The organism is Psychrobacter sp. T6-5 (assembly GCF_052258485.2).
Classification (GTDB): Bacteria; Pseudomonadota; Gammaproteobacteria; order Pseudomonadales; family Moraxellaceae; genus Psychrobacter.
This window is the reverse complement of record NZ_JBQQEY020000001.1, coordinates 1203593-1217953: the sequence shown is the minus strand read 5'-3', so window position 1 is coordinate 1217953 and position 14361 is coordinate 1203593. Positions and strand designations below refer to the sequence as shown.

Genomic DNA, 14361 nt, shown 5'->3' with positions numbered 1-14361 from the left:
TTTAACAAACCTAAATAATTATAGTGGTCGGCTATAGGTTTATTGTTGTGACTTCGCAATTGCCACAACAAAAGCATCTTATCTTTACTGTGGTTTTCATATTTCTACAGTGAGTCATGCTGCAAGACAGTCCGCAATGTTTTGTTATCGGGGTAATAAGACAGCGCTATATCAGCATGCTACAATATTAAAATAGCCGCGCAGACATGGATGAGCGTCTCATTTATGATCGAATTGTGGCTATCTTCACGATAAGATGAGGCGATTATCTAAACTGCCCGATATCTTGTCCTGATAGTGATAAAAGCGTTATATAATTAATATCGATTTTTACCAATCCCACTCCCATATAAAAAAGGATCTCTCATGAGCGAGTTGCAACTGTCTGACCGCGTCAATAGCATCAAACCCTCTCCTACGCTAGCGATTACCAATAAAGCAAAAGAACTAAAAGCAGCTGGCAAAGATATTATCGGTTTGGGCGCAGGCGAACCTGATTTTGATACCCCTGACCACATCAAAAAAGCTGCAATCGATGCCATTAATGACGGCTTCACCAAATACACTGCTGTTGATGGTACCCCAGAACTCAAAAAAGCCATCATAGAGAAATTCAAACGTGACAATGACATCAGCTACGAGCCAAACGAAATCCTAGTGTCGGTCGGTGGTAAGCAATCATTCTTTAACCTTGCCCAAGCATTTATCAACCCTGGCGACGAAGTCATCATCCCAGCACCATACTGGGTCAGCTATCCTGACATGGTTATCATCGCAGAAGGCGTACCAGTCATCGTAAAATGCCCAGCTGAGCAAGACTTCAAAATCACCGCTGAGCAGCTAGAAGACGCCATCACTGAAAAAACCAAAATGTTGGTATTGAACAGCCCGTCTAACCCGACTGGTATGATTTATACGCTGGACGAGCTAAAAGCCATCGCTGAAGTATTGAAAAAGCATCCACACGTTTATGTGGCATCAGACGACATGTACGAGCACATCCGCTGGACGGGTGATAAGTTCTACAATATTCTAAATGCAGCGCCTGAGTTAAAAGACCGTGCCATTATCCTAAACGGTGTGTCTAAAGCCTATGCGATGACAGGCTGGCGTATTGGCTACGCTGGTGGCCCTGCCAAACTCATCGGCGCGATGAAAAAAGTACAGTCACAATCCACTTCGTGCCCAACATCCATCAGTCAAGTGGCTGCAGAAGCAGCAATCAGTGGCGATCAAAGCGTACTGGAGCCAATGGTAGCGGCGTTCGAGAAGCGTTGCGACTTAGTTGTTGACGGTCTAAACGCCATCAAAGGTATCACTTGCTTGCGCCCTGACGGTGCGTTCTACGTGTATCCGAATATCGTGCCACTCATTAAAGCCGCTGGCCTATCATCATGTACTGAGTTTTCAGCATGGTTGTTAGAAAAAGTTGGTGTCGCGGTCGTACCTGGTGATGCTTTCGGTCTTGGTGGCTATATGCGTATCTCTTACGCGACTGATGAAGCCACATTGAAAGATGCCTTGTCACGTATCGAAAAAGCTGTTGCTGACTTGGACGTTGCCGAATAAGTCACAAAGCATCACTAGCCTTACAAGTGCTTTAATAAAAAAGACGCCGCGTAGTTTTTATGTGGCGTCTTTTTTATGCCTATTCTCGCTATTTATCCGTAAAAGCCCTCTCTCTCATCATTAAAGTGATATTTTTTACGAATTATGAAAAAAAACGCTTGACGTATTTTTTATCTTTGCTAGAATACGCCCCACTTAGCAAGAACTCGTTAGAGACTTCTAAGGCTCGTTGTAAGCGATCAGTTACTTACAGCTTATTCTCCAATAGCTCAGTTGGTAGAGCAACGGACTGTTAATCCGTGTGTCCCTGGTTCGAGCCCAGGTTGGAGAGCCACATTTTAGTAGTAAAAGTTTTGAGTCACTATAGATTCAATTATGGCATTTGCCAAAACCCTCATCAGTTTGATGGGGGTTTTTTTATGGCTTAGATTTGAAGGCAATTCTACACTTACTCTAATTCTTTGATAAGCGCCTGCATTTCTTTTATCTCGCGTTTTTGGGCTTCAATAATATCGTCGGCAAATTATAGCTGCTGAGCCATAGAGTCAACCTCCACATATACTTGGTTTGTCCCGTCTTTGTTTATTTGCATAATTTGATACGGCATGAACTGGTCTTGATACTCCATGCCTGGACTACCAACTGGCATGCCCGGTACAGCGAGGCCAATGGCTTGCTCTGGTGGATTCTGCAAAAACTCTGCCACATACTTAGCAGGGACATGGCCTTCAAACACGTAGCCATCGGTCGTGACTGCCGTGTGGCAAGAGCGTAGCTCATCAGGCACACTATGACGGTCTTTAATTAATGACAAATCAGCTGGGTGCTGTTCTGTCGCGATTAGGCCATGTGTCTGTGCATGACCTATCCATTCTTTGCAGCAGCCACAATTGGCATCTTTATAGACGGTTGCAGATACATTTTTCAAAATACCAGTCTGGCTCGCTTGCGTCTGGGCTGTCGATTCTGACACCGCTTCAACGTTTGCATCTTTAGCGTTGGTATTGACACTTAAGTCATCAGTATTATCAGACTGTGCGCATGCTGACATTAGAAGCGCAGTAACCAATACGGCTGTCCTTTGTGTTGGCATGAGTAAATGATTACGAGGTCTACAGGTAGGTTTTACAGTTAGCATTGTCATTTTATGGCCTCATTTTTGGTAAAACACTGATCGCATTTAGACCTTATCATGTCAGAATAAAGCTGAACATCAATACTATTATCAAATTACCGTCCTAGTAAGGAAAGCTTGCTAATGCTTTGATTAGCTTGGCAGCATAGGCAGCCAAACAACCAAGGCCAAAAGCGTCACTAATAGCACAGGAGGCGTAATTAGTAAGCCTATTTTTATATATTGTCCCCAACTGATTTTGTAGTCTTTTTCTGCCAACACATGCAACCACAATAAAGTCGCAAGACTGCCAATCGGTGTAAACTTCGGGCCCAAATCATTACCAATCACATTGGCATAAATCATCAGCTCTCGCGTCGCGGCAGGCACTTGTGCCTGATCAATCGCGAGCGCACCGACCAAAGTCGCTGGCATATTATTCATAATAGACGCGACAATGGCAGATAAAAACCCAGTCCCTATTGTGGCGATGACTGTGCCCTGTCCTCCTAACCAGTTGAGAACTTGTGCGCTATAGGCGGTAAGACCTGCGTTGCCCAAACCATATACCACCAAATACATACCAATCGAAAACAGGACGATTTGCCAAGGGGCCTTACGTACGACCTCACTGACAGATATCACCGCACCGCGTCCACCTTGCCATAGCCGACCAGCGAGAGCCATTAGCAACAGTGCGATAGCGCCAGTGACAAGTGAAATAGGTAACCCTAGCGGCTCCGTCGCAAAATAAGCAACCAGTAGCAAGCCCAATAATGGAAAAGCGGCGCGAAAGACTAAGGGATCGGTAATAGCAGACTCTGGGGCACTTAGATTATCGACTGTATAGTGCTTGGGAATATGACGGGCATAGACCATCCACAACACCAGTAGCGTCGCCAATACAGACACGATATTCACAGGCACCATAACCGCCGCATAACGACCAAAACCAATATCAAAATAATTGGCACTGACGATATTGACTAAATTTGAAGTGACCAAGGGCAGACTTGCTGTATCAGCGATAAAACCCGTCGCGATGATAAAAGCTAAAGCGGATGGTGGTGCAAAATTGAGGCGCAGCAAGATCGCAATCACAATCGGCGTCAGTAATAGCGCCGCCCCATCATTGGCAAAAAAGGCAGAAATAAACGCACCCAATATAACAATCATCGGAAACAGCAGTCGCCCTTGCCCACTACCAAGGCGTGCCACATGCAGCGCTGCCCAACCAAAAAACCCTGCTCTATCTAAGATAAGCGAGATAATAATAAGCGCCACAAAAGTAAAGGTCGCATCCCAGACAATATCCCAAACGATACCCACATCTGATAGCTGCACCACACCAAGCACCAAAGCGACCAATGCACCGCCCATCGCACTCCAACCAATACCCAATCCTTTAGGTTGCCATATGACCAGCACCAAAGTGACAACAAAAATAGCGAACGCAAGCATGGCACAGCCTTACTGATATAATAATGTTAGTGTGATTGTATTAACGTGATCGTATTGGGGTGACAGTCTTAGCGTATCCGTATCAAAGCGACTTTTGGTTGACGCGGTTGGATAGTTCTTCAGCGCTCTCGACGCGTTCTGAATAGCGATCGGTAAGATACGCTGAGCGCCCGCGGGTGAGCCAAGTAAACTTCACCAGCTCCTCGCAGACATCGACAAGGCGCAAATATAACGGCGACATATCCATGCGATTGTCGTCATTGAACTCCAAAAAAGCTTTGGGGATAGAGGACTGATTGGGGATAGTAATCATCCGCATCCAACGTCCAAGAATACGCATTTGATTGACCGTATTAAAGCTCTGACTACCGCCACTGACTTGCATCAGTGCTAAGGTTTTACCCTGTGTCGGACGCACGCCTCCTAAAGACAGCGGAATCCAATCGATTTGCGCTTTCATAATACTGGTGATACTGCCATGACGCTCTGGACTCACCCAAAGCATCCCTTCTGACCACTGTGCCAACTGTCGTAGCTCTTGCACTTTGGGATGGTCTGAGTCTACATCGTCAGGCAGTGGCAAGCCTGAGGGATCAAACATCCGTACCTCACAACCATACCAGCGTAACAATCGGCTCGATTCTTCCGCGGCCAATCTAGAGAATGAGCGCGCGCGGACAGAGCCGTATAACACCAATATTTTAGGCGCATGACGTGGGTCATTTGGGGCAATCAATGACTCAATATCGATGGGTTGAATATTGTCGACATCGATATTGGGTAAATCGTCAAAGCTAGAATTTTCTGAAGCAGTAGATTCAATTATTGATGCTGGTTCGGCCTTAGTGTTTGCCATGATAAATGACCTCTCCATCTTCTTTTGTGAAGCTACTGACTGGACTTGCTAGCAGCTCAAACACTCGCTCTGAAGGGCGACATAAAGCCGCGCCTTTATCAGTCACCACGATCGGACGATTGATCAAAATAGGATGTGCAATCATCGCATCAATAATGTGATCATCAGAGAGCTCAGGGTTGTCTAGACCAAGCTCATCATTAATCGCCTCTTTACTTCTTAGCAACTCTCTTGGAGAGATTTGCATTTGGGCTAACAATTCAACTAAGCGCGCTCGCGTTGGTGGGGTTTTCAGATACTCCACCACTTCAGGCACCTCCCCTGAGGCTTTCATAATGGCAAGGGTGTTACGAGAGGTTCCGCAATTAGGGTTATGAAAAATTAAAGGTTTCATCGTGATCTTACCTATTTTATAAGTATGTTTATTGAATCAATCATTGATTAAGGATTATCTTGCTCAGCAGACTCATCCACCCTGCATCCGCTTAAACTATCGATGAGTGAGGCACACAATTCTGGATGGCCTGCACAACAGTCTTGTAGTAAAAACTGAATGACGCTATCCATATGTGAGAGCGATGCCCGATAGATAATTTGCCGACTCTGTCGCTGTGAGACCACCCACCCTGCTCGTGCCAGCACCGCTAGATGCGCCGACATGGTATTGTGCGGCACAGAGAGCTGACGGGCTATTTCACCCGCAGGGAGTCCTTCAGGCTCGCGGCTGACCAGCAACCTAAAAGCCTTTAGACGAGTGTCTTGAGAAAGTGCTGCAAAGCTTGCAGTAGCAGTAGTTATTTCCATATGTCCAATAATATAGACATATTAAAATAATTCAATGGTTTTTGGATGAAATTGTGCTCTTTGGAGAGTACCAGGAATCACTCACCATAGTTCAATAAACCAAACTACTGGATATCTAACAATGATGGTTATTGACCTTGGAAGTGATGCTAAATGAATTGGTTCTATTTATAGCCATAGTGATTGCCTATAACAAGCATTGTACTAACTACCGCTATAACCTATCGCTGACTTGATCGTTTGTATACCCTACCGACATGAATTAAGCTGACCAGCTTGATCAGTGGCTTTATAAGCAGCTGCGCACTACCAAGGATAAATAGCCAAGTACCGTCCGTTGTCAGTGATTCTTTTAAAAAGAAAAAGCTACCGATCAGAAACCAAATAGCGATAAGTAAGTCATTTACCGCGCCCAAGGCAGCATAGCGCCGCTGTATCACAATATGATCTTGTCCAATATCAACATCTAATTTTTTACTGTCATTCAAAACTTATTCCTTACTTACCTATGTATATTGAGCCATTAGATATATCAGTCAGCCAGCACTACTGTCAACAATGGGCGGTGTAAGGCGTACGAAAATAAAGAGATTTATGCCTGCTATGACTTATTCATCCAATAATTTTAAAGCAAATTTTTACTTATATTTCATATCACTGAAAATAGTGGCAAAAAGGATTTTCGATTGATGATCGTGCTATCGTGGCGAGCTCATCTACAATATACTAAAATATAATGACATTGAGCAAAAACTACAGACACAAAAAAACCCCAAACAATCTAATGTTTGAGGCGAAACTTGCTTAAACTTAACAGTTTAAATTCGTTTTAAATATGGCGCAGCGGACGGGACTCGAACCCGCGACCCCCGGCGTGACAGGCCGGTATTCTAACCAACTGAACTACCGCTGCTTAGGTCTCTTAGCTTGTTTAGCCACTTGCTAAGAAGTGGTGGGTGATGACGGATTCGAACCGCCGACATTCTGCGTGTAAGGCAGACGCTCTACCAACTGAGCTAATCACCCTTCGAACAATTGCGATGCAATTTATTCAACATCAACTGAGCGCTACGTTTGTCACTAAGCTCTGCTGCTGTGGGTGTGTATTATATAGATTTAGAGTTGGCTGTCAAACCCTATTTTCCACTTTTTTGAATATTTTTCACTTTTATATCGAAATTTTTAGCAAGCATATGTTTTTATTGATTTTATATTTTTATCAAAAATCAATTTTTTTCAGACTCGATACTTACTTATTGGTTAATGCTTGCTCAATGTCTTTTTTGATGGCTTCTGGCTTGGTCGTTGGCGCATAGCGATCGATAACTTGACCTTGGCTATCAATTAAGAACTTAGTGAAATTCCATTTGATACCATCTGTCAGTAGACCGCCTTTTTGGTCTTTGAGCCAGTTATAGATAGGATGAGCGTCTGCGCCATTGACATCAGTCTTTGCCATCATAGGAAAGCTGACACCATAGTTCTTTTGACAAAACGCGCCTATCTCATCATTACTACCGGGATCTTGACCACCAAATTGATTACAAGGAAAGCCGATAACGACTAGCCCTTGATCTTTGTACTGCTGATATAACGACTCTAATCCTTCGAACTGCGGGGTAAAGCCACATTTGCTTGCCGTGTTAACAATTAGCAATACTTTATCTTTATACACAGAAAACGCTTGCGAGCTGCCATCCATACGCTCAGCGGTGAAGTCATAAATAGTACTCATCATCTATCCTTAATTTGAGAATTTTATTGTTTTGATTATCTGTTTCAATAACGATGTTTTCTTTATCATATGAATATTAGAAGTCTTTCAAAAGGAAGCACTCTGTACTTCCCCTCTCACACTTCTAAAATCAGATAAAGAACTTACTTCTCAGACTTATCTAAATCAATAGATACTGAGTTGATGCAATAGCGCATACCTGTCGTCTCACGTGGTCCATCAGGGAATACGTGACCCAAATGTGCGCCGCAGTTGCTACAGGTGACTTCGGTACGCGTCATGCCCAATGAGTTATCGACGTGCTCATCGATCGCACTGTTATCTAGGCCTTGGTCAAAGCTTGGCCAACCACAACCCGCATCAAACTTATTGCTTGAATCAAACAAACTGGCACCGCAGCCTTTGCAGCGATAAACACCGTCATCAGTTGCATCGTTATAGACGCCAGTAAATGGACGCTCTGTGCCTTTTTCGCGCATCACATGATACTCTTCAGCGCTCAAACGCTCTTTCCAGTCAGCTTCGGTCAATTGGCTGATTTCTTCTTTACTTAATTGATTGTCTTGCATAATTTACCCTTGTTCGATTATTTATTATTAATAACTATTTTATCGCCCTACTATTATGAAAACGATGGGTTATATGTGAAGGTTAGCGCGCTACTATTCAAGGCATATTCAAAAAGAGTACTGCCAATGCTATGTGAATTACAGTGCTTTGGGCAGCACCCTTTGAATCGAATATAGCCAACAATATTCTCTTATCTATAGATATGGGCAACAAGGGAAAGGGAAAAAGACACAATATTGCAAGTTATTCTTGCATTTTATAAAAAGCGTTTCTATCTCTTGCAATATTTTTTGTAATGCAATAATATCTTGCATTGGTAAGTTATAAAAAACAATATTCAATTTTGCATCATCTACTACACGTTCACTGATTGATAAAGGCTCAAATAACAATGTCTGATGACGATAGTAAAAGCACACAAGCGCAGCGACTGGTACAGTTGCGCCGAGACAAAGGATTTACTGCTGAGCAGCTAGCACAAGCAATGACAGCCGCTGGTGCAAAGGTGAGTCGCGGCGCTATCTCCAACTGGGAGCGTGGCACTAATGGTATTGTCTCATCGAAGCTACCCACACTCGCACGCATTTTGGGTTGTAGCGAAGGCTACTTATTGCGCGGTGAGCTTAAAAATGAAGCGATTAAGAATGATGATCTAGCATCACCTACAAAGCAAATTGAGCTCAGTCCGACGAGCCTTAAAGCAACTACCGCTCAACCGATTTTATCTTCTAGCACTACACCTTCTCATCATAATAAAACATCACACAACCACTCGATAAATGGTCACGCTATGAACACCATAAAAAAATCCGATAAATTACAAAACGTCTGCTATGACATTCGCGGCCCTCTACTACAAACTGCCAACAAAATGGAAGCAGAGGGTAAGCGCATACTGAAGCTAAATGTGGGCAATCCAGCCCCGTTTGGTTTAGAAGCGCCTCATGAAATCTTGCGTGACGTGGCGATGAATTTATCTGAGGCAACGGGTTATTCAGACTCACAAGGAATTTTTTCAGCGCGCAAAGCCATTTTGCAATACTACCAGTCCAAAGGCTTGTTATCAGCAGTTGATGTGCGTGATGTCTATCTGGGCAATGGTGTCTCTGAGCTGATTGTTATGACCATGCAAGCGCTAATGAACGATGGCGATGAAGTGCTGATTCCGATGCCAGATTATCCGCTTTGGACAGCAGCGGCTAATCTTGCTGGCGGCACCGCTGTGCACTATCGCTGTAATGAAGAAGACAACTGGCATCCTGATATTGAGGACATCAAATCTAAAATCACTAGCAAAACAAAAGGTATCGTGGTTATCAACCCCAATAACCCGACAGGCTCCCTTTATAGCGATGAGCTTCTCAAACAAATTATCGAAGTGGCTAAAGAGTACAACTTAATCATCATGGCGGACGAGATTTACGATCGTATTCTCTATGATGATAACGTTCATACCCCGATGAGCACCTTGACCGATGAAGTATTGGTACTCTCGTACAATGGCTTGTCAAAATCGCACCGTATTGCTGGATTTCGCTCAGGCTGGATGATGGTGTCTGGACGCAAACAACACGCGGCTGACTTTATTGAAGGCTTAGATATGTTGGCATCTATGCGCCTTTGCTCGAATGTTCAAGGACAATATGCTATTCAAACAGCAATGGGTGGCCATCAGAGTATGCAAGACTTGACCTCTGAAACAGGTCGCTTATATAAACAGCGCGAAATGGCGGTGTCACGTCTTAATGCGATCAAAGGTATTTCTTGTACCATGCCACAAGGCGCGTTTTACTGTTTTCCAAAGATGGATCCAGACGTTTACCCCATCACGGATGATATGGACTTTATGATGGACTTACTCGTCGAAGAAAACGTGTTGATGGTGCAAGGCACAGGCTTCAACTGGGACAAGCCAGATCATTTTCGTTTGGTCTTTTTGCCTAACTTGCTTGACCTAGAAAATGCGATGGATAGATTAGACCGATTTTTTGCAAAAAAACGCCAGCAGTTTGGCACTGAGTAAATCCTCATATGACATTAAAAAACGCTTATCGGCATTATGCTGACAAGCGTTTTTTATGGCTCTAAAATAAGCTTTAGTACAGAACTCTATCGCCTTAGGATTAAAAAATATTGCTCAATATAATATAGCTGATCGCTGATAGACCGGCAGCAACTGGCAAGGTGATGACCCATGCCAAACCGATTGGTTTCATGAGCGCCCAATTGGTGTCTTTATTGACCATACCAATACCCAGTACAGCCCCAACCAAGGTATGCGTACTCGATACAGGTAGACCCATCGTTGATGCTCCCATAACGACAGCAGCAGCGGCCAGCTCAGCTGAGAATCCAGAAGCTGGATGCATCTTTGCTAGATTGGTACCGACGGTTTGAATGACTTCTTTACCGATGAACCAAAGACCAACAATCAGCGCCACACCAAAAGTCAGCATGACAGCAGGTGGTACAGCCGCTTCGGTCGAGATGCTATTGGTACGAATAACATCCATAATCGCAGCAAAAGGACCAACTGCGTTGGCAATATCGTTTGAGCCGTGACTAAAAGCAAATGCTGACGCGGTAAAGACCTGCATCCAGCTAAACATAATAAAGGTGGCTTTGGTCAGATCTTCTTTGTGCTTACCGCGGATACTTTTGGTATAAATGTAGGTTGCAAGCCAAACAAGGGCTGAAATCATCCCCATGATTAAAAAGCCTTGCAGCGTCGTCATACCGTTATTGACGTTTTTTAGACCTTTAAAGACAACCAGTGAGGCCATAACTGCACCGCCTATAGCCGCAATCGTAGGCACCCATTGCTTGAGCGCTTTTAGCGTATCAAGGCTGCTGCGCTCATTCTCAATCTCATACAGCTCTTTATAATAGTCGGTCTCTAAATCTTCAACAACACAGTCATCGTCTTTATAAATTTCTTGATCTCGTAACATCGCTGACGTATAAGCCAACTGCTCTGACTCGGTTAGACCATCCAAAAACTCTTTATGGTTTTGCTTTAATACTTTTTTATTGGCTTTTAGCTCACCAATATGCGCCTCTGTTCTATCGTTATATTCAATGATATTTTTCTTGATTTGGCCGTATAGCAAATAGGACAACACGCCGCCTAGTAGCGGTGATAGAACCCAAGAGATAGCAATAGTGCCAATCTTGCCCCAATTTACCGTTGATAACGCCATTTCAGTACCACCTAACGTGATACCCAATACGATGGAGCTACCAACCACGCCGCCAATAATCGCATGGGTGGTCGACACTGGCAGACCTTTTTTAGTAGCAAATAATAGCCAAAACGCAGCAGCAATCAGCGCTGAGAGCATGACATAAATAAACTGGTTGGGCTCGACTGAGAGGCCATCTAAATCGACAATACCGCTTCGGATGGTATCGGTTACTTCACCACCTGCCAGTACGGCGCCCGACACCTCAAATATCGCTGCGATACCCAATGCTTGCGGGATAGTCAGCGTCCCTGCACCCACTGAAGTACCGAAGGAGTTGGCGACATCGTTACCACCGATATTGAATGCCATAAAGACACCAAACGCGGTCGCTACAATAAATAGCGTCGTTTGCTGACGCATGGTGTAATCTAAACCCCACCACAAAAAGTAGATGGTCATCGCAATCAATAAAATGGCAAAAAATAGATTTACTTTCGTAGAGCCGACTGATTGGGTTGGCCCTGTAGAACTGTTGCTAATACCCATACGTTGATACGTCCTGCGTAAGCTGATTGAAATTATATGCGATTAGTAACATTGCGCAGCTATACATGTGAGTTTTAAAACCACACAATAAAGCAACATGATGATAAATGCGCAACGTGCTTTTTAAACAATGAATGCTAAACAATAATGTTTAGCGGATTTTGCTGCCGTACCTTGGAATCATTCATCTATGCTTGATTCAGGGCGTTGATACGCTTCTCTGTAAAAACACATCACATATCAAAAAGCCGCAAAGTATATTGCCCAATCATTTGATTACAGCATCTTGCGGCTTATCTTTCTGGTGATGTTACGGTTTTTATCAGTACAGTTTTGATCAATACAGTGCTTATCAATACTTAGATACGGCGATAATGTCTTTTAAACATCTGTACCCATCATAAGATATGCATCTGTCAGCACATTTTATGACATGGTAGAGACAATTGCGGCCCTATTATATTAAATATAATCACATAATGCATAATGATATTGCAAGATTTGTAACTGCGAGCGTGTCCACAGAATTCATCCTTTATCAATGACAGATTAAATTTCGTATGTTTCCCTAAGCAAAATGGGGAAAAAATGGTTTTTTAAAAGTATAAATAACCTGTAAATCTTAGTTATTTTTTGATAGCTATTTGCCATCAGATGCTTCCGATAACTGCTGTATAGCATGATCTAAGACGTCTAAACGCGCTTGTCGCTTTTCATTGGTCGCGATAATACACCATGGCGCTGTTTTTGTATTGGTGCGTGCCAGCATATCTGCTGCAGATTGCACGTAATCTGACCATTTATCACGATTGCGCCAGTCATCATCAGTGAGTTTGAATTGCTTGTGCGGTGTATCTTGGCGGGCTTCGAAGCGTTTTAGCTGCTCTTTTTTATCAATAGCTAACCAGTATTTGATGACCAGTGTCCCAGCCTCCACTAAGTCTGATTCAAAACGATTGATTTCATCATAGGCACGCTGCCACTCCTCATCGGTGGCAAACCCTTCAATACGTTCAACCAGCACGCGCCCATACCAAGTGCGATCGAAGATAGCGATACGGCTAACATGGTTCGTTTGCTCATTAGGTAACTTTGTCCAAAAGCGCCATAAATAAGGGTGCTGCGTCTCGTATAACATCGGTGCGCCGATATTGTAAATTTGATATTCACGTGGATCGAGTGCGGCAACTAGCCTTTTAATTGCGCCTCCTTTCCCAGCCGCGTCCATGCCTTCAAAGGCAAAGACAACATGACGACCTTGACGCGCCCGTAGTAATTCAGCGAGACGTGTTTGCTTCTTTGCCAAAGCATCATTATATTCAGACTTACTGATCTTTGAATTATCAATGTTGGTCAAGCTTTTCGGTATCTTTACGGGTTCAAACGGCGCCTGTTCAACTTTTAGTTTGGATTTTTTTGTCTTGGACGGTGGTTTTTTTTCTGTAGATTCAGTTGTACTGGTACGACTACTAACGAGCGCCATTTGCATCGCTTGTAAGACTTCATGACAAAAACTATCTGCCGCTGCCGATTTATCATCACCGTCGATGATGATCCAGTCATCTTGTTGCCGTAAAAGAGTGGCTGCAACCTCATTAAACTTTTCGATCACTTTTTTGCTGTTCCAGTCAATTTGATACAAAAACTGCGGATCAGCCTCACTATCTTGTAGACGGCTATGCAGTGTTTCCATATCCACATGGAACCAGCATTTCAGTAGCCTAGTGTGATTGGCTATAAGGTCCTGCTCAAATGCTTTGAGCTCAGCTAATTTCTGCTGTAAATAAGCTTCCCATTTCGCAATAGGAAGCGCATTTTTATCGATATGTTTTTGATTTTTTGACTGCTTCTTTTTATTTTCAGTATTTGATGTTGCTATGCGCATGACGTTGTATAACAAGTCAGCATACCAATTACCAAAATAAACCATCACATCACCATGGCGCGGCATCGCGCCGGTATGAACTTGCCAAATAGGCTGATAGCTTAGCGGCGCATGACCGACGGTTGCCTCAACTTTAAGCAATCTTGGATCGACCCATTGCCTCAATTGCTTAACGGCAGTACCCTTGCCTGCCTGCTCCATCCCATTGACAAGTACCAGCAGCCCCGTTGGTTTATTAAGGGTTGGCGGTGTCTGTTGCCGAGTGGCTCTTAGTGCGTACTGTGCTGTAACCAAGGCAAGCCTAAGTGCATCCTTGTCCATAGAAAACTGACTCAAAGGATTGGGCGTTAGGCGCTCCTCGACGACTTGCTCACTAAACTGCGAACTGACCGCTTGTGGTGCCTCTGGTTCAGTAGTATCATTTTTCTGGGACATGATTGGACTCACTTTTATTGTTATTGAATGATATTGTTATTACACTGCTTTGCCATTGAACAATATTAGATACTCTGGCTTAGCAGACTCTTTTTGACATCGCATTTCATGCTAGAGTGATTTCATCAAAAATCTTGACGCTATTTCATCATAGCATTGCGCCAATCGAGTAAATAATATTGCTATGTAACAGTTTGACAT

General features: G+C 43.6%; 12 protein-coding genes and 3 tRNA genes. 3 read left to right on the top strand and 12 right to left on the bottom strand.

Annotated elements, in window-relative coordinates; genetic code table 11:
* The first annotated feature begins 366 nt into the window (after positions 1-366).
* On the top strand, positions 367-1569 hold the full coding sequence (locus ACTXGK_RS19930) for a pyridoxal phosphate-dependent aminotransferase (protein WP_238036859.1): 1203 nt from the start codon (positions 367-369) through the stop codon (positions 1567-1569).
* A 258-nt stretch (positions 1570-1827) separates the two neighbouring features.
* A tRNA-Asn gene (locus ACTXGK_RS19925) sits at positions 1828-1903 on the top strand.
* Between the two features lie 189 nt (positions 1904-2092).
* Here the strand turns inward: ACTXGK_RS19925 and ACTXGK_RS19920 are convergent.
* The 10 genes from ACTXGK_RS19920 to msrB all read right to left on the bottom strand — a co-directional run bounded on the left by ACTXGK_RS19920 (position 2093) and on the right by msrB (position 8108).
* Positions 2093-2662, bottom strand: a complete 570-nt coding sequence (locus ACTXGK_RS19920; protein WP_443516563.1) for a DUF411 domain-containing protein — start codon at positions 2660-2662, stop codon at positions 2093-2095.
* 174 nt (positions 2663-2836) lie between these two features.
* Positions 2837-4144 carry an arsenic transporter gene (arsB, locus tag ACTXGK_RS19915; RefSeq protein ID WP_443516561.1) on the bottom strand — a complete coding sequence of 436 codons (1308 nt, stop codon included), beginning with the start codon at positions 4142-4144 and terminating at the stop codon, positions 2837-2839.
* An 82-nt stretch (positions 4145-4226) separates the two neighbouring features.
* Positions 4227-5000, bottom strand: coding sequence for an arsenical resistance protein ArsH (gene arsH / locus ACTXGK_RS19910; RefSeq protein WP_443516559.1), 774 nt, complete (start codon positions 4998-5000; stop codon positions 4227-4229).
* Positions 4987-5394, bottom strand: coding sequence for an arsenate reductase (glutaredoxin) (arsC, locus tag ACTXGK_RS19905; protein WP_443516557.1), 408 nt, complete (start codon positions 5392-5394; stop codon positions 4987-4989). Before arsC ends, arsH begins: the two co-directional genes overlap by 14 nt.
* Before the next feature lie 47 nt (positions 5395-5441).
* The gene (locus tag ACTXGK_RS19900; RefSeq protein WP_443516555.1) at positions 5442-5804 is read right to left on the bottom strand and encodes an ArsR/SmtB family transcription factor; all 363 of its coding nucleotides are present in this window, start codon (positions 5802-5804) and stop codon (positions 5442-5444) included.
* Between the two features lie 221 nt (positions 5805-6025).
* The gene (locus ACTXGK_RS19895) at positions 6026-6292 is read right to left on the bottom strand and encodes a YrhK family protein (protein WP_443516554.1); all 267 of its coding nucleotides are present in this window, start codon (positions 6290-6292) and stop codon (positions 6026-6028) included.
* Positions 6293-6640: 348 nt separating this feature from the next.
* Positions 6641-6717, bottom strand: a tRNA-Asp gene (locus tag ACTXGK_RS19890).
* A gap of 37 nt (positions 6718-6754) precedes the next feature.
* Positions 6755-6830: transfer RNA gene (locus ACTXGK_RS19885), tRNA-Val, on the bottom strand.
* A 223-nt stretch (positions 6831-7053) separates the two neighbouring features.
* Entirely contained in the window at positions 7054-7539 is a 486-nt protein-coding gene (locus tag ACTXGK_RS19880) for a glutathione peroxidase (RefSeq protein WP_443516552.1), read from the bottom strand.
* A gap of 143 nt (positions 7540-7682) precedes the next feature.
* Positions 7683-8108 carry a peptide-methionine (R)-S-oxide reductase MsrB gene (gene msrB / locus ACTXGK_RS19875; RefSeq protein WP_443516551.1) on the bottom strand — a complete coding sequence of 142 codons (426 nt, stop codon included), beginning with the start codon at positions 8106-8108 and terminating at the stop codon, positions 7683-7685.
* 392 nt (positions 8109-8500) lie between these two features.
* Here msrB and ACTXGK_RS19870 point away from each other — a divergent pair, with 392 nt between their 5' ends.
* Entirely contained in the window at positions 8501-10132 is a 1632-nt protein-coding gene (locus ACTXGK_RS19870; protein ID WP_443516550.1) for an aminotransferase class I/II-fold pyridoxal phosphate-dependent enzyme, read from the top strand.
* 100 nt (positions 10133-10232) lie between these two features.
* Here the strand turns inward: ACTXGK_RS19870 and ACTXGK_RS19865 are convergent, their stop codons facing one another.
* Complete coding sequence (locus ACTXGK_RS19865) at positions 10233-11840, bottom strand: inorganic phosphate transporter (protein WP_443516549.1); 1608 nt, start codon at positions 11838-11840, stop codon at positions 10233-10235.
* Between the two features lie 640 nt (positions 11841-12480).
* Positions 12481-14160 carry an ATPase gene (locus ACTXGK_RS19860; protein WP_443516547.1) on the bottom strand — a complete coding sequence of 560 codons (1680 nt, stop codon included), beginning with the start codon at positions 14158-14160 and terminating at the stop codon, positions 12481-12483.
* Between the last annotated feature and the right edge of the window lie 201 nt (positions 14161-14361).